Origin of the sequence: Gordonia sp. NPDC057258 (assembly GCF_042668985.1) — a bacterium.
Lineage (GTDB): Bacteria > Actinomycetota > Actinomycetes > Mycobacteriales > Mycobacteriaceae > Gordonia > Gordonia hongkongensis.
Map to the genome: position 1 here is coordinate 227,765 of NZ_JBHUXZ010000003.1, position 16,287 is coordinate 244,051.

The 16,287-nt window shown below is 68.2% G+C and carries 14 protein-coding genes and 1 pseudogene; 7 read left to right on the forward strand and 8 right to left on the reverse strand.

Annotation, left to right across the window (positions count from 1 at the left end; genetic code table 11):
- Positions 1 to 49: 49 nt before the first annotated feature.
- From ACFUEJ_RS04345 to ACFUEJ_RS04370, 6 genes and pseudogenes are all read left to right on the forward strand, one after another.
- Complete coding sequence (locus ACFUEJ_RS04345; protein ID WP_058251656.1) at positions 50 to 631, forward strand: TetR/AcrR family transcriptional regulator; 582 nt, start codon at positions 50 to 52, stop codon at positions 629 to 631.
- Positions 624 to 2,210, forward strand: a complete 1,587-nt coding sequence (locus tag ACFUEJ_RS04350; protein ID WP_280360750.1) for an NAD(P)/FAD-dependent oxidoreductase — start codon at positions 624 to 626, stop codon at positions 2,208 to 2,210. Before ACFUEJ_RS04345 ends, ACFUEJ_RS04350 begins: the two co-directional genes overlap by 8 nt.
- Positions 2,207 to 3,925 (forward strand): annotated as a pseudogene (locus ACFUEJ_RS04355) (GMC family oxidoreductase N-terminal domain-containing protein). Before ACFUEJ_RS04350 ends, ACFUEJ_RS04355 begins: the two are co-directional and overlap by 4 nt.
- 448 nt (positions 3,926 to 4,373) lie before the next feature.
- Entirely contained in the window at positions 4,374 to 4,658 is a 285-nt protein-coding gene (locus ACFUEJ_RS04360) for a GIY-YIG nuclease family protein (protein ID WP_205334209.1), read from the forward strand.
- A gap of 41 nt (positions 4,659 to 4,699) precedes the next feature.
- A complete protein-coding gene (locus ACFUEJ_RS04365; RefSeq protein ID WP_280360747.1) occupies positions 4,700 to 5,329 on the forward strand; it encodes an alpha-ketoglutarate-dependent dioxygenase AlkB in 630 nt (209 codons plus the stop codon).
- A gap of 200 nt (positions 5,330 to 5,529) precedes the next feature.
- Entirely contained in the window at positions 5,530 to 6,048 is a 519-nt protein-coding gene (locus tag ACFUEJ_RS04370; RefSeq protein ID WP_137810545.1) for a hypothetical protein, read from the forward strand.
- Between the two features lie 20 nt (positions 6,049 to 6,068).
- Here the strand turns inward: ACFUEJ_RS04370 and ACFUEJ_RS04375 are convergent, their stop codons facing one another.
- The 6 genes from ACFUEJ_RS04375 to ACFUEJ_RS04400 all read right to left on the reverse strand — a co-directional run bounded on the left by ACFUEJ_RS04375 (position 6,069) and on the right by ACFUEJ_RS04400 (position 11,122).
- On the reverse strand, positions 6,069 to 6,392 hold the full coding sequence (locus tag ACFUEJ_RS04375) for a hypothetical protein (protein ID WP_280360745.1): 324 nt from the start codon (positions 6,390 to 6,392) through the stop codon (positions 6,069 to 6,071).
- On the reverse strand, positions 6,389 to 6,724 hold the full coding sequence (locus tag ACFUEJ_RS04380; RefSeq protein WP_280360743.1) for a hypothetical protein: 336 nt from the start codon (positions 6,722 to 6,724) through the stop codon (positions 6,389 to 6,391). Before ACFUEJ_RS04380 ends, ACFUEJ_RS04375 begins: the two co-directional genes overlap by 4 nt.
- Positions 6,725 to 6,813: 89 nt before the next feature.
- Positions 6,814 to 7,704 (reverse strand): oxidoreductase, encoded by an 891-nt coding sequence (locus ACFUEJ_RS04385; RefSeq protein ID WP_205334212.1) that lies wholly within the window; start codon positions 7,702 to 7,704, stop codon positions 6,814 to 6,816.
- 120 nt (positions 7,705 to 7,824) lie between these two features.
- Complete coding sequence (locus ACFUEJ_RS04390) at positions 7,825 to 9,540, reverse strand: adenylate/guanylate cyclase domain-containing protein (protein WP_280360739.1); 1,716 nt, start codon at positions 9,538 to 9,540, stop codon at positions 7,825 to 7,827.
- A 209-nt stretch (positions 9,541 to 9,749) separates the two neighbouring features.
- Entirely contained in the window at positions 9,750 to 10,301 is a 552-nt protein-coding gene (locus ACFUEJ_RS04395) for a YceI family protein (protein WP_205334214.1), read from the reverse strand.
- Between the two features lie 125 nt (positions 10,302 to 10,426).
- The gene (locus ACFUEJ_RS04400) at positions 10,427 to 11,122 is read right to left on the reverse strand and encodes a hypothetical protein (RefSeq protein ID WP_205334215.1); all 696 of its coding nucleotides are present in this window, start codon (positions 11,120 to 11,122) and stop codon (positions 10,427 to 10,429) included.
- Between the two features lie 74 nt (positions 11,123 to 11,196).
- Here ACFUEJ_RS04400 and ACFUEJ_RS04405 point away from each other — a divergent pair, with 74 nt between their 5' ends.
- Positions 11,197 to 14,376 carry a BTAD domain-containing putative transcriptional regulator gene (locus ACFUEJ_RS04405; protein ID WP_240199403.1) on the forward strand — a complete coding sequence of 1,060 codons (3,180 nt, stop codon included), beginning with the start codon at positions 11,197 to 11,199 and terminating at the stop codon, positions 14,374 to 14,376.
- Positions 14,377 to 14,380: 4 nt separating this feature from the next.
- Here the strand turns inward: ACFUEJ_RS04405 and ACFUEJ_RS04410 are convergent, their stop codons facing one another.
- Both ACFUEJ_RS04410 and ACFUEJ_RS04415 read right to left on the reverse strand, forming a co-directional pair.
- Positions 14,381 to 14,983, reverse strand: coding sequence for a CoA pyrophosphatase (locus ACFUEJ_RS04410; RefSeq protein ID WP_058253922.1), 603 nt, complete (start codon positions 14,981 to 14,983; stop codon positions 14,381 to 14,383).
- A complete protein-coding gene (locus ACFUEJ_RS04415; protein WP_165630896.1) occupies positions 14,980 to 16,026 on the reverse strand; it encodes a hypothetical protein in 1,047 nt (348 codons plus the stop codon). The genes ACFUEJ_RS04410 and ACFUEJ_RS04415 overlap by 4 nt, the downstream gene beginning before the upstream one ends.
- Between the last annotated feature and the right edge of the window lie 261 nt (positions 16,027 to 16,287).

The window sequence follows — 16,287 nt, forward strand, 5'->3', positions numbered from 1 at the left end:
TCTTGGAAACTTACAAGCAGTCCGGACTGTTTGTGCTACCGTCACTGATGTGACCGAGCCCACCCGCGCCCCGCGTCGTCGTACGCAGGCCGAACGCACCGCGACCACCCGTGCGCTCATCCTCGACGCGGCCGTCGACGCCCTCGTCGACGTCGGCTACGCAGCCACCACCACGCAGGAGGTGAACCGCCGCGCGGGGATCTCGCGCGGCGCCCTGCTGCATCACTTCCCCACCCGGGAATCGCTGGTGGTCGCCGCGGTCGGGCACCTCGTCGAACGCCGGCTGGCAGAGATCCTGTCGCGGCCCCGCACGGGCGACGAGGGACTCGAGATCCTCGTCGAGGCGTTCAGCGGTCCGCTGTTCGACGCCGCTCTCGAGTTGTGGGTCGCCGCCCGCTGCGACGTCGGGCTACGAACCGCGATCATCCCGCTCGAACAACAGGTCTCCGACGCCCTCGCCGTCGGTTGTGCCGAGTTGTTCGGCGACCGGTACACCGCCGCGGAACTCGAACTCTCCATCGAACTCGCACGCGGACTCGCGGTGTCGCGCATCCTGCGCTCGCCCGACGCCGACCGCGCGCTGCTCGACCGACTCCTGCCCGTATGGAAGGAACTCCTGTCTCATGACTGAACCCAGTCCGACCCTCGCGCAGCAGGACACGCTGCCCCGGCGCGTCGACGTCCTCGTCGTCGGTGTCGGATTCGGCGGCCTCGCCGCCCTGCATCGTCTGCGAAAGGACCATCCGCAGCTGCAGACCCTGGCGATCGAGCGCGGCGACGGCGCGGGTGGTGTCTGGCGCGAGAACGACTACCCGGGCGCGGCCTGCGACGTCCCGACGTCCTTGTACTCGTTGTCGTTCGCGCCGAACCCGGAGTGGTCGCACACCTACGGGCGTCGCGACGAGATCCATCGGTATCTACGCTCGGTCGCAGTCGATTTCGCCGATCAGATCCGATACAACTGCGCGCTGACGTCGGCGCGCTGGGACGGTGGCACGCAGGAGTGGGTCGTCGACACGACCGACGGTGAGATCCGGTGCCGCTACCTGGTCGCGGCGCCCGGTGCGCTGTCCGAACCCGGCCTGCCGACCGTCCCCGGCGCCGACGAGTTCACCGGCACGATGTTCCACTCCGCCGACTGGGACCATTCCCACGACCTGCACGGTCGACGCGTCGCGATCGTCGGCACCGGCGCGTCGGCGATCCAGATCGTGCCCGAGATCGTGGACGAGGTCGGGCATCTCACGGTCTTCCAGCGCACCCCCGCCTGGGTCGTCCCGCGTCTGGACCGCAACATCGGCACCCTCGAACGCGCGCTCTATCGTCGGGTTCCCGGTATCCACCGACTGGTCCGGCGGATGGTGTGGACCTATCGCGAGGCCTACGTCCTCATGATGGCCCGCAATCCCAAGCTGCTGCCGATCGCGAAGACCATCGCGCTGGCCCAGCTGCGTGTCCAGGTCCGCGACCGTGCGCTACGCCGTCGGCTCACCCCCGACTACACCATCGGCTGCAAGCGGATGTTGTTGACCAACAAGTGGTTCCCCGCCCTCCAGCGCGACAACGCGACCGTCACTGGAGCAATCACCCGCCTCACCGCACGCGGTGCCGTCGACGACCAGGGTCGCGAGCACGAGGTCGACACGGTCGTCTTCGCGACCGGGTTCACCCCCACCGAGCCGCCCATCGCGTCGGCGATCACCGGGCGCGACGGCCGCACGCTGGCCCACGCGTGGAAGGGTTCGCCGCGCGCCTACCGCGGGGTCGAGGTCCACGGCTTCCCCAATCTGTTCTTCCTGTACGGCCCCAACACGAATCTCGGTCACAGCTCGATCGTGCTGATGCTGGAGCCGCAGGCGTACTACATGAGCAAGGCACTCGCCGAACTCTCGCGTAGCGGCCGGTCGACCTTCGAGGTCACCGAGGATGCACAGGACCGCTACAACTCCGAACTCGATCCCGAACTCGAACGCACCGTCTGGAATTCGGGTGGCTGCTCGAGCTGGTACCTCGACTCCACCGGTCGCAACTCGGTGATGTGGCCGAAGTTCACGAGCGACTTCCGCCGGATGATGTCGTCCTTCGAACCCACCGACCACCGCTTCGACGCCGCGATCCCCGCCGCACCCGTCGACCAGGCAGTCACCACCGGATCAGACGCCGCATCCGACGCCACCGAATCCGACACCGAGAGGACCGTCGCACCGTGAGTTCCACCCCTGACCATTACGACGCCATCGTCATCGGCTCCGGTTTCGGCGGATCGGTTGCGGCCCTGCGACTCACCGAGAAGGGCTACCGCGTCGCGGTCATCGAGTCCGGTCGGCGTTTCTCCGACGGCGAGCTGCCCAAGACGAGCTGGCGCCTCAAGGACTACGTCTGGGCACCCGCGCTCGGACTGTTCGGGGTGCAGCGCATGCACCTGCTGCGCGACGTGCTCGTGATGGCCGGTGCGGGCGTCGGCGGTGGATCGCTGAACTACGCGAACACCCTGTACCGTCCGCTGCCGACGTTCTTCGACGACCCGCATTGGGGATCGATCACCGACTGGGCATCCGAGCTCGACCCGTACTACGACCAGGCCTCACGCGTGCTCGGCGTGACCACGTATCCGAAGGTGACGCCCGCCGACCGCGTGATCCGCAAGGTCGCCGAGGAGATGGGAGTCGGCGACACCTTCGTCCACACCCCGGTCGGCGTGTTCTTCGGCGAGGCGGGCAAGACGGTCGACGACCCGTTCTTCGGCGGCGCCGGCCCGGCACGCACCGGGTGCACCGACTGCGGCGCCTGCATGACGGGATGTCCGGTGGGAGCGAAGAACACGCTCGTCAAGAACTACCTCTACCTGGCCGAACAGGCCGGTGCCGAGATCATTCCGATGACGACCGTGGACACCGTCCGGCCGCGTTCGGGCGGCGGGTACGTCGTGGAGTCGCACCGGTCGGGCCGACGCTGGTCGCGCCGCGGGCGCCGCACCTTCACCGCCGATCACGTGGTGTTCGCCGCCGGGACGTACGGCACCAACAAGCTGCTGCTGGACATGCAGCAGGGCGGCCACCTGCCCGGGCTGTCGTCGCGCCTGGGCAAGGTGGTCCGCACCAACTCCGAGGCGGTCCTGGCCGCCACCGCACGCGACCTCGACATCGACTACACCGAGGGTGTCGCGATCACGTCGTCGTTCCACCCCAATGACCACACGCACATCGAACCCGTGCGATATGGCAAGGGCAGCAACCTCATCGGCATGTTGCAGGCCATTCTCGTCGACGGTGGCGGTCCGCTGCCGCGACTGCTGCAGGCGCTGATCGAGATGGTCCGTCACCCGGTGATCACGCTTCGCGGACTCTAGGTACGACGCTGGTCGGAGCGCACCATCATCGCACTCGTCATGCAGACCGCCGACAACTCGCTCGAGTTGTTCTCGCGCCGAGGTCGTTTCGGCCCGATGCTGCGCAGCCGGCAGGGCGAGGGCGATCCCCCGCCGACGTGGATCCCGGAGGGACACGAGGCGGTGCGCGCCGTCGCACGCGAGATCGACGGCGACGCCGGCGGTTCCATCGTCGACCTGCTGAACATCCCGATGACGGCCCACTTCCTGGGCGGCTGCTCGATCGGACGCTCGGCGGCCGACGGCGTGGTGGACCCGTACCACCGGGTGTTCAACCACCCGGGGCTGCACATTGTCGACGGCGCGACCGTCTCGGCCAACCTCGGCGTCAACCCGTCGCTGACCATCACCGCGCAGGCCGAACGCGCCCTGGCGATGTGGCCCAATGCCGGCGAGGCCGACCCGCGGCCCGAGCTCGGTGCGGCGTACCGGCCCGTCCAGCCGGTGGAGCCCCACCACCCGACGGTCCCCGCCCACGCGCCCGGCGCGCTGCGCCTCCCGATCACGCCGGTCTCCGACGCCACTCGCGCCGGCTGACCCGACCCCCCGCTGGTTGAGCCGGCACCATCCACTGCTGGTTGAGCCGGCACCGAGCGAAGCGAGGCGCCGAGTCGAAGCCACCTGGCGACCGATCATGCGAGGTGACCTCAACGCACGCGACCTCCCCGCGACGCTCGACCAACCCCCGCTGGTTGAGCCGGCCCCGAGCGAAGCGAGGCGCCGAGTCGAAGCCACCTGGCGACCGATAATGCGAAGGGACCTCAACGCACGCGGCGTCCGCGCCGCGCCCGGTCGACGCTGCTCGGCCAGCGGCGGCCAACCCCCGCTGGTTGAGCCGGCCCCGAGCGAAGCGAGGCGCCGAGTCGAAGCCACTTGGCGACCGATACGCGAAACCGAGCCAACGACCCTGTGGACAGACTCACCACGATCCGCTGGCTGTGGAGGCATCGACCGATTTGTCGCAGCAATCCTCGACAGTCACACCATGAGTGGCTTCCTCTACATCCTCGAATGTTCCGACGGCACGCTGTACGTCGGGAGCACTCGGAACGTCGAGCATCGAGTCGACCAGCACCAGACCGGAAACGGCTCGCGCTACACACGTCCTCGTCGGCCCGTCCGGCTCGTATTCCAGCAGGAGTTCCCCAACATCGGCGAGGCTTACGCGGCCGAGCGCCGTGTCCACGGCTGGTCTCGCGCGAAACGGTCCGCCCTCGTCGCAGGACGGTTCGACCTGCTTCCGGAACTGTCGCGCACGAATCCTAGGTAAAGCACTCGAACACACGTGCGATCTGGGTGTAGCCTGAAGTCATGTCTCTCGGCACCCAGGGCTCGTTGTTCTCTGAGCAGTCAGCGCAGCCGACGCTCGGCGACCTATCGACATCGATCTCGCGTCGCACACTGACCGAGGGGGCGTGGGTCGACCTGTGTCCCGGTTGGATCAGTGGAGCCGACGACCTCTTCGACCGCCTCCGCGAGTGCGTCCCCTGGCGGGCCGAGCGTCGTCGTATGTACGAGCGGGTGGTCGAGGTTCCGCGGCTCGTCTCGATCTACCAGGCCGATGACCGATTCCCCGACCCGATCATCACCGGCGCACGCGCCGCACTGACCGAGCACTACCGCGACGAACTGCCGGAGGGATTCGCGACTGCCGGGATCAGCCTCTATCGCGACGGCAATGACTCGGTTGCGTGGCACGGCGATCGCATCGGCCGGGCATCCACACACGACACGATGGTCGCCATCATCTCGCTCGGTTCACCTCGGCCACTGATGCTCAGACCCCGCGGTGGCGGGCGGTCACTGAAATTCACGCTGTCGTCGGGCGACCTACTCGTCATGGGCGGCAGTTGTCAGCGCACCTGGGAGCACGCGGTTCCCAAGGTGCGCGGCGTCGGCGCCCGTATCAGCATTCAACTGCGGCCGCCCGGGGTGTGGTGACCTGGGCCGCCCTCCGCTGGCCGAGCAGCGTCGACCGAGCGCAGCGAGAACGCCGCGCCCGTCGAGGTCACCAGGTGGCTTCGACTCGGCGCCTCGCTTCGCTCGGTCCCGGCTCAAACAGCGGGGGCAGTTGTCTACGCACACGCCGATCCTCATGCTTTAATCATTTCGTTATAAACCGCGAGGACCGAGAGAAGTCGATGAAGCGCACCCGTATCGCCGCCGCCCTGCTCGCCACCGCCGCACTGGCACTGCCCGTCGCACCGGCGACCGCCAACCCGCTCGACACACTCTTCGGAAGCGCGAGCGGCAGCCTCGACTCCGGCAGCTCCGCGCTCGGCTCGTCCGGCGGCGACAAGGTCACGCACTACGGCAAGCTCGGCCGCCCCGGCGCACCGAACGGCATCAAGTCGATCAACGTCTGGGTGTACACACCGAACAACACCGCGGCCGTCGTGCCCAACACCTATCCGAAGAACTCGCGTCTGGGCGTGCGCTGGAACTCGATCATCGACGCCGGGCCGATCGTCGACGGCAACGAGTGCCGCATGGAGGTCCGCCTGTCCGGACCGAAGGTCCCCAAGCAGGCCTCGCTGTTCAAGACCCAGGACTGCACCGCGGTGAAGTCCTACTTCTTCAAGGGCGCAGGCGATTTCACGATCCGCGTCACCGACACCATCTCGGGCGCGTCGAACAGCATCGCGTTCAGCGTCCAGTAGTCGGGCCTTTTTCAACCGGTTCAGCGCACCCCGACGAAGACCTGGATGGGGAGAATGCACTCCCCCGCTCTCGTCGGCGCTCCGGTGGTCACGACCGACAGTTGCCCCGGGCTTCTCCAGGGCCCATACGCTTCGAAGGTCGTGGCGTAGAGCGCCGGAACGATGCAGCCCGCCTCCACCCGGTGCTCACCGGTGCCACCACTGCAGTACGACGCCGAGACGACGATCGCCGACCCCGCCACGCAACCGGTGGGTTCGGCCGATGCCGAGGACGCGGACACCGCCGACAGCGCAGCACTGCCGACGCACAGGGCGCCGAGAACCAGGGTGCGCGCCAGGATCACCGCACGCCGGTGATCGCGATGACCGGGAGTATGCACTTCCCGACGTACGTCTGAGCGCCGATGGTCACGACCGACAGCTGCCCCGGTGCGCGCCAGGGGCCGTTTGCGTTGGTGAGTGTCGCGACCATGGTCGAGTCCAGACATGCTGCCTGCACCCGGTGCTCCCCCGTACCGCCACTGCAGTACGACGCGGCGACGACGACGGCCGCCCCGGCGACGCAACCGGTGGGTTCGGCCGATGCCGACGGGGCCGCGACGGTGGAGAAAGTCGCGCCGGCGACGCATGCCGCTCCGGCCAGCATGATGCGCAAGGAACGTTTCGAGAGGGTCATGCCGCGAATCTAAGCCATGCAGCGTCCGAAGTTCTCTACCTCAAACATGATTCGTCCGTTCGTGGGATCGGAGCCATTCGACGCTACGCTCAGCCGACGGCCCCGACGTCGAACTTCTCCCCCGTGAGCCGCTCCGATTCCTCCCACAGCGCTGCCCGGAACTCGACGTCGTCGGCGGCCTTCTTGTACCCGCTACGTCCGGGGGCGCCGCGCATCCCGAAGAACTGCGTCGGCCCGTAGAACGTCCCGGATTTCGCATCCGGCAGGGTCGCCGCGTAGAGCTGGGGCAGCGCCCCGTCGGCCGCCGGCTGGGCGATCGGCAGCTTGTTGCCCAGTTTCGCGAAGAAGTCGGAGAAGTTCTCGCTTCTGCCCTGCAATTCCGTTGAGGCGTAACCCGGATGGGCGATCAACGACTTCTTCGACGACCCGGCCGCCGCCAGCCGTGCGGCGAGCTCCTTGCCGAACATCAGGTTGGCCATCTTGGAGTCGCCGTAGGCCCGCCAGCGCCGGTAGCGGCGCTGTTCCCAGTTCAGGTCGTCGAGTTGGATGTCGCCGATCTGGTGCATCGTCGACGACACGGTGACCACCCGTTCGGTGATCTTCGGCAGCAGCAGCGCCGTGAGGGCGAAATGCCCGAGATGATTGGTGCCGATCTGCATCTCGAAACCGTCGGTGGTGCGTCGGAACGGGACCGCCATCAGTCCCGCGTTGTTGATCAGCACGTCGGCGCCGGTCACCCCGGCGGCGAAGGCGCGCACGGATTCGAGGTCGGCGAGGTCCAGTTTGGCGACGGTCGCCTTCGGCCCCAGCTCCGACGCCACGGCATCGGCCTTGGCGGTGTTCCGGCACGCCAGCACCACTTCTGCACCGGCGCGGACGAGCACCTTCGCGGTCTGATACCCGAGACCGCTGTTGGCACCGGTCACCACGAACGTCCGGCCCGTCTGGTCCGTCACGTCCGCTGTCGTCCAACCACTCATCGCGACCCCCTGAGATGCGTCGTCATGCCCGGCAACATAGCCGGGACCGTGCGGCCCACGCTATTGACGCATAGGGACGGCGTCAACGATTCATCTCTTCCGCCGCGCGCAGCGAGGGCTTCACCCGCCGAAGAATGTGGTCAGCCGCAACGGGTTGGCGCCGACGATGCGACGTGCGGGCCGTAGCAATTCCGCGATGAGGTTGGTCGACGTCCCCAGCCGCTCGACGAGTTCGATCGGTGCATGAAAGGCGGTGGGCTCGGAACGGCCGCGCATGATCCGTGTGCCGAGCAGCTTCCATTCCTGCGCTTCCTCGCCGGCGGCCTCGACGGCCGCGCCGCTGGCCAGAGCCGGGATGCGTCCGGTCTTGGCCATGTCGGACAGCCGTGCGCACTCGTTGACCGGGTCGCCGATGACGGTGTACTCATAGCGTCGTTCGGCGCCGATGTTGCCGGCGAACGCCTCGCCGTAGGAAACCCCGATCCCCCAACGGATGTCGAGGCTGCTGGCGAGACGGTCGGCGAGGTCGCGGGCGGCGCCGAGTGCGGCGCCGGCCGGGTCGTCGATCTCGACGGGCGCACCGAAGACGGCGAGCGCGGCGTCGCCCTCGAATTTGTTGACGAACCCGGAATGTTGATCGACGACGTCGGCGACGATGCTGAAGAAGGCATTGAGCAGGGCGGCGGTGTCGTCGGGACTACGCTGCTGCGCCAGCCCGGTCGAGCCGACGATGTCGACGAAGAGGACACCGACGCGAGTGTTGGTGCCGTGCATGCCGACACCGTCGGAGATAGCGAGCTCGGCCACGGTGTCGCCGACGTGTCGCGCGAATATCTCACGCATGCGGTCCCGTTCGGCGAGACCCTCGACCATCCTGTTGAAACCGTGTTGCAGCACACCGAGTTCCGAGGAGTCGTAGACGGGCACGCGAGCCTTGTAGTCGCCGTGGTCCACGCGGTGCACCGCCCGGCGCATCTCCGTCAGCGGATCAGTGATCGCCTGTCCCACAAGCGCGATCACACGGGCTCCGGATGCGAGGCCCACCAGGCAGAGGATCACGGTCGTCCAGTCGACCGCGCCGTAGACGTCGGGCAGCAGACCGGTCCAGCGCCCCGCGTTGACCGTCAGCAGACCGACCATCGGCACCGCCGAGCTCACCGCCCACACGGCCAGCATTCGCACGCGCACACCGTTCATGACGTGGTTCGTGGGGAAGTCCTCGAGGACGACGACGGCCAGGGGGCGGGCCGCGCGTTCGGCGAACAGATAGGTGAGACAGGCACTCGACATACCGGCCAGCGCGAAGGCGACCGCGACGCCGGCGACGGTCGCGGTCGTGAGTTCTTCGGCGATGAACACGTAGAACAGGGCCGCCGCGCTCCAGGAGACGACCGTGACTCCGAGCTGCACGATCGGTATCCGCTGTACGGCGCGTCGACGGGCATGGTCGGCGGGTTGACAGCTGATGAACCAGCGCAGCTGGGGCCGGACCGCGAGCATCCCCAGCAAGAGGTTCGTGAGAATGCCGACGATGATCGCACCCACGACCACCGGGAAGTTCGGCGCGCCGAGCGTCTCGTCGAAGGTGAGTTGTCCGCCGTTGAAGGCGAGTTGGACGAGCAAGAAGGTCTCGACGCCGATCACCGCATTGCTGGCGATCACGGCCGTCATCGCGGTGACGGTGGCGTGGAGGGCGATCTTGCTGCGCATGGGCGGACCGATACGGGCCCATCCCCGGGGGCTCGGGACCGTGGAGGTACCCCACAAGAAACCCGCGGTGCGTCGGCGCAGACGTGTCCACGGCACACCACGACGGGTCCGGCGTGGTCGTCCCATCGGCTTCTCCTGCCTGACGGCGTTCCCCGAAGCCTACCCAAGGGAGAGCCGACCATCCCGCTGGTTGAGCCGCCACGCGGACGCGAAGCGGCCACGCGGCCATCCCCCGCTGGTTGAGCCGCCACGCGGACGCGAAGCGGCCACGCGGCGTGTCGAAACCACAAATGGACCGGCACCTCACGGTGCCGGTCCATCGGGGATCGTGCGGATCAGGCCTGCAGGGCCTCGATCTCGAGCGTGATGGTGATCTTGTCACCGACGACGACGCCACCGCCCTCGAGCGGCATCTCGATGTCGATGCCGAACTCCTTGCGGCTGAGCACGATCTTCGCCTCGAAGCCGGCGACGGTGCCCTGGCCCATACCGGGGTTGGTACCCAGGTACTCGAGTTCGAGGGTCACGGGCTTGGTGACGCCCTTCAGGGTGAAATCGCCGTCGAGGAGGTAGTCGTCGCCATTCTGGCGCACGCCGGTGGACACGAAGGTGGCCGTCGGGAACTTCTCGGCGTCGAAGAAGTCAGCGGACTTGATGTGGCCGTCGCGCTGCTCGTTGCGGGTGTTGATCGAGGTGACGTCGATCTCGGCCTGGACGGCGGGGGTGCCGTCCTCGTCGACGGTGATGGTGCCGGAGAAGGTGTCGAAGCTGCCGCGGACCTTGCTGACCATGAGGTGCTTCACGGAGAAGTTCACCGCGGAGTGCACGGAGTCGATGGTCCAGGTGCCGGCGGGGATGGGTGCCTTGACGGTGGTGGCGGAGGTCATGTCGTGGTCCTTCCAAAAATTTTCGGTTCGGGTCTCGATCGATGGCTGGTGGGCCTTCGCGACCCGTCACCAGACACTAACCGGACCGCGGTCCGATTTCATCCCCACCGGCGTTGTGATCTACATCACCGGCGAACCATCAGTGCTCCGATCGCGGCGATGGCGATTCCACGCGGCGCCTCGTAGATGAATCCCGAGATTCCGGCGACTGCGGGAATCGGCAGCATGAAACCGACCATGCCGACGACGGTGAGGATGCCGATCCAGAGCGGGACAGCCCGGTTGCGGATGAGGCTGGCGCCGAACATCCCCATACCGACCAACATCACGAGCCCGCCGACCGTGTTGAGCAGCTCGAAAGCGGTGGTGCCCAGCATCGAGTCGTCGGCGGCGATGAGCGCGGCCTTGTCCGGGTCATGCGCGAACGGGTACGCGACGAACAGCTCGACGATGAGGTGCCCGGTCGCGGTGACGAGATTGCCGACCGCGTAGGCGACGAGGCCGATCAGCCCGGCGATCCCGATCCGGGGTGCCAGCCACGCGTACATCCCGGGCAGGCCGAGCAGCAGCAGCGTCGTGCCGACGGCGAGCAGGATCTGCGCCCACGGTGAGCCCACCGCTTGAAGCGCCTCCACGGAGTGGGCCTCGCCGTCGACGATGGGATGCAACGTCCCGCCGGCGATGCAGGCGACTCCGCCGAGGGTCAGGGCGCCGCCGCTGAGACGGCGTAGGACCGGCCAGCTCGGGCTGCGAAACGGGCCGGGTGTGTCGCCATCCAACGCGTCGTGGTTCTGGTTCTGGGTGTGTGCAGTGGTTGTCATGACGCCAACGCTGACAACCCGCGCTGGTGTTAGCCTTGTGCGCGACTGGTGCGGCCCGACGAACGGCGCGTGAGTTGGCTTCTGAACCACATCTGGCGATCCGGGTCCTGGGTCCACTGTCGGTCACGGCTGCCGACGGGTCGCCGATCCCGATGACAGCCCGCAAGCACGCCGAGTTGCTTGCCATCCTCGCCGCGGAACGGACCGCGTGCTCGCCTGAGCGGGTGACCGAGCTCCTGTGGCGTGGTCGTCCACCGGCGTCGGCGGCGAGCACACTGCACGGATACGTGTCCCGGCTTCGACGCTCGCTCGCCCCGACCGGCGTCGTCCGCATCGACACCGTCCCCGCGGGATACCTACTGCACTGCGACGGCGCAGTCACCGACCTCGATCTGCTGGACCAGTTCGGCCAGGAGGGATTGCAGCTCGTCCGGTCCGACCCCCGGGCCGGCGCAGAGGTGTTGTGCCGAGCGCTCGAACTATGGCGGGGCGAACCGCTTCCGGAGATCGCCGACATCGCCGACATCGCACCCGAACTCGTCCGGCTCGCGGAGATACGTGCCGAGTTCACCGAGACCGCAGCCGACGCGCTGCGCACGGTCGGCGAGTACCGTCGCTCGGTCGCGTTGCTGACGCCGCTGTGTCAACGGGACCCCTACCGCGAGGGCGCCGCGCGGACCCTCGCTCGTGCGCTGCACGACGACGGACGCACGGTCGACGCCCTCGGCGTACTGCGCCGACTCCGGCAGGCCCTCCGTGACGACCTGGGTCTCGATCCGCATCCCGACACGGTCGCGCTGGAAGACGACCTGCTCGACCCGTCTCCCGCGGTCTCGCCGCTCTCCGCCACCTCCGCCACGCCGCAGCCGGTACGCGAACTCATCGGCCGAGTCGCCGAACACGCAGTGCTCGAACAGGTCTGGCAAACCGGCGCGGACCGTCCCGCGGGTGTGGTCCTCATCGGCCCGTCGGGCATCGGGAAGACCGCGCTGGTCGAGCACCTCATCGCACGGCACAGTGCCGCGGCCCGCCGTTTCATCGGCCGACCCGGCCCGCCCGGACCGACGTTCGGCGGCCTCGAGGAACTCTTCGGCGAGTCCCCGGTCTCCGTACCGACGACGCGAATCGTCGCCGACCTCACCGCCCGCATCTGGTCCGACGTCGCCGAGCACGGGCGATCGGTGTTACTTGTCGACGACGCCCAGTGGCTCGACGCCGACTCGGCTCTTGTGCTGGGACGCGTGCTTGCAGGTATCGGACAGGCACCGATGACGGTCCTGGTCACCTGCCGCGACCCCGACGCCGAGCCCGTCGAGATCCTCCGGTCGACACTGAACCGGCACGGGCCGGTCGCCGAGGTGCGTCTGACCGAACTCGGCTCCGACGACGTGCGCGCGTTGATCGTTCGGCGTCTCGAGCAGCTCGGTGACACGGGCCGGGTCGACGCTGACGCGCTGGTCGCGCAGTCATTCGGCAATCCTGCTGTGGTGCAACAACTGTGCGCCATCGCCTGGACCGGGGCGCCGCCGGACCGGGACCATCCCGCCCGATCGATGTACTCGACGCGGTTCGACGATCTCTCCCCTGCCGCTCGTGCGCTCGTCACGGCCGTGACGATCGCAGGCGGCGATCTCCCCGACGATGTGTTCACCGAGGTGGCCCGCACCCTCGGTGAGGGCGTGGCCGACGAGGCAGTCCGCAGCGGGCTCGTCAGCCCCCTGAGGAGCGAGCTTGCGAGCGTCACGAAGGGTCTCGCCGACCACCTCTCGCGCGAGCAACGGATCGAGGCGCACGCGCGGCTCGCCGCTGCGTTCGAAGCGGTGCGTCCCGACGATCTCGAGTCACTGGCCGTGCACCGCGTCGAGTGCGCCGTCGACGAGGACTCGACCGCCGTCGCCGCTCGCACATGCATCGGGACGGCTCACCGCGCACTCTCGGCAACGGCCGATCATCGTGCGCTCGACCTGGCACGACGTGGGCTCGGTCTGCCCGGACTCGACCCCGACTCGACCGTCGAATTGCGCCGGATCGCCGGCACCGCCGCGCTGCGCATCGGGGAGTTCGATTCGGCTGCGGACTCTTTCGAATCGGCGGCGACGGTGAGTCGGCTGACGCGGGATTGGCCCGCGCTCGCCGAGACCGCACTGCTGTCGGCACCGAACGGGGTCGCGGGCTACTGGTCCGGTTACGGCGTCGTCCAGACCGACCATGCCGCTCTCGCCCGCGAGGCACTGACGCACGGCGAGGCCCTGGACCCCGAAGTGGTTGCGCGCCTTCATGCGTCGGAGGCAGCCCGGTTGACCGTCCTCGGCTTGCCGGGCGCCGACGACCATCTCGGTGCCGCACGTGTCGTCCACGACAGCGGTGCCGTGGATTTCGAGATCGACCTCGCCGAGTTCCTCGTCCGGTGGGTTCCCGACCGTCTGGCGGATCGACGCAAGATCGCGCGGGAGCTGTATGAACTGTCGGCCGGCGACCTCCACAGACGCGCCACCGCTCTGCATCTGCAACGTGTCTGCGCGTTGGAGGCGGCTGATCTGCGTCTGGCGCGACGCCTGTCCACCGAGTTCACCCGGCTCGCCGGACGTATCGGCGGTACCGATGTGGAGACGATGCAGTTGTGGTGGCAGGTGATGATCGCGCTGTTACGTGGCGACTACGACACCAGCACGGCACTGACCGAGAGGTTCGCTGCGACGGTCGGCGGGCTGTCCGACCGTGCACGACTTCTCGCCGAGTCGTCGATGGCGACCAGCGCGTCGATCGCCGCGTGGCACCGCGGCGAGCTCGCCTCGGCGTTGCCGCCGTTCGATGCGCTCGCGGAAGAGGTGGACGAGGATTTCACCCTGGTGATCGCACTGGGCGCCGCCGAGAGCGGCGACCTCGACCGTGCCCTCGAACTCGCGACGGAGCTGACCGCGGACGCCGACCAGTGGGCCGGTTCGCGCGTGGTGGCGCGCGTTCCACTGCTCATCGAGACGCTCTACGCGGTGTCTCGCGATTCCCGTCACCGCGACGCCGCTGGTGAGATCTGCCGCCGCATCGAGCCGTTCACCGCCGACTGGTCGTCGGGCCTGGTGGTGCAATGGCCCGGACTCGTGTGTCTGGGACCCGCGACGCTGTATCGCGGAACCGCGCGCGAGGTCGTCGGGCTGGATGGAACCGCCGACCTGCAGGATGCCGTCCGGGTGGCCCGCGACACGGGAGCCCGGCCCTACGTGCGTCGGGCCGAGCAGCGACTCGTCGCCGGCTGAGCGGCTATTTCCAGGCAAAGACCGGCTGCTCGAAGCCGTCGACCCGTGTCTGCCGGTTCCGCAGGACCACCTCGGCGAACTGGTAGATCACCGCGGCGGTCGGCGCGTGGACGAGGGACCCGACGATGGGCAGCTGGATGACCGGGAGATCGGACTGCGGGATCGTGAGGAACCGCGGTTCGACGAGCAGTTCGGAGAAGGTGACGAAGAACAGCAGCGCCACCTCGTCGGGATTGGGCGTCGGCTCCTGGTATTCCTCGGCCCAGCAGACGATCGGGGTGATCACGAAACCCGAGCGCGTCGGATAGTCGTCGAGCGCCCCGAGCACCGAGCTCGGCGGCAGCTGGATGCCGAGTTCTTCGTCGAGTTCGCGCAGGCCGGCCGTGACGTGGTCCTCGCCGGGGTCGAGCCGGCCACCGGGAAGTGCGAATTGGGCGGCGTGGCGTCGCATCGTCGTGGGACGCTTGCACAGCCAGATCCCCTGACGGCCGTCCTTCTCCGCTACCGCGAGGACGACCGAGGCGGCCCGTGCGCCGGGGACGTCCGCGGTCCGCCGGTCGAAGCCCTCGACACGCGCGGCAGCCACAGTCCGATCGAGATGAGTCACACCCTCAGTTGATCACGACTGCCGTCCGACGCGACGGACGCCTGCGCGAGGTGGAAACTCACGATGCTGAGGGCGAACAAGCCCAGGGCGAGGTTGAACAGGGCACCGAAGCCCTCGAGCGCGAAGTCGACGAGAGCGTTCGACAGCATGAACACCAGGGCGGCGATACGCAGCCCTCGTAGCGGCCCGGCCGGCTCCACACCGCGCCGGCGCGCGACCATCGCCGGAAGCGCCAGGGCGAGTGTCGCGATCCCGCTGATCAACAGAATCCAGGTGGCGGGCGTGCTGCCGGTGAGTTCGATGTAGATGTCGAGTTCTTCGCTGCGGTCTCCGGAGAAGTAGAAGCTCAGCACGCCGACGATGACGGTGAGTGCGGCCGCGATGACCAACCCCCACCCGACGACCGGAATCCATCGGGGACTGCGGAAGAAGTCCGGGATCAGGGCGACCGCCCGGTCGCGGAGTCGCATCAACCGGTCCGGCGTACCCTCGCTGGATTCGAGGAGCGCTCGGATGTGACCGATCGTCTCGGCGTCGAGCCCCTTGCCCTCGGCCACCACGAGAAACTCTTCGGCCTGGCGTCGACGACGTTCCGGAAGCCCGTGCGCGACACCGTCGGCCGCGATGACCGCCGCATTGGCGAGCGCCTCGGCGCCGGTGGGCCGCTTGACATCCCGGACGACGCGGCTGATCAACAGGATCATCACGACGAGCACGTACATGATCTCCGCCGACGGCCCGTAGAAATAATCGTTGGAGCGGGTGACGAACTTGCCGACCTCGTCGAGAAACAACCCGAAACCTATACCGCCCAGCACGATCGCGATGACCCGCGCCGTCGCCCCGAGGAACAGCCATCCGGTGATGAGCGCCAGCATCATCAGCGCGCCACCCCACAGCGCGTGCGCGATGTGCAGTGTTCCGCTTCCGACCTGCGGATACCCGGTGAGGTGCAGATACAGGCGCGTGACGATGATCGTCGCGATCGCGAGGATCAAGAACCACTCGACGGCGGCGGTGCCGTACACGCTGCGGACGACCACCCTGGTCGTGCGAGTTCTCATCGCATGAGTATGGCCGGTCCGACGAACGGAAGCGGCACGATTGCGCCGTTGCCGCTGGTTGAGCCGGCACCCTCCGCTGGTTGAGCCGGCCCCGAGCGGAGCGAGTCGCCCACCCCCGCTGGTTGAGCCGGCAACGAGCCGCCAGGCGAGTCGCCCACCCCCGCTGGTTGAGCCGGCAACGAGCCGCCAGGCGAGTCGCCCACCCCCGCTGGTTGAGCCGGCAACGAGCCGCCAGGCGAG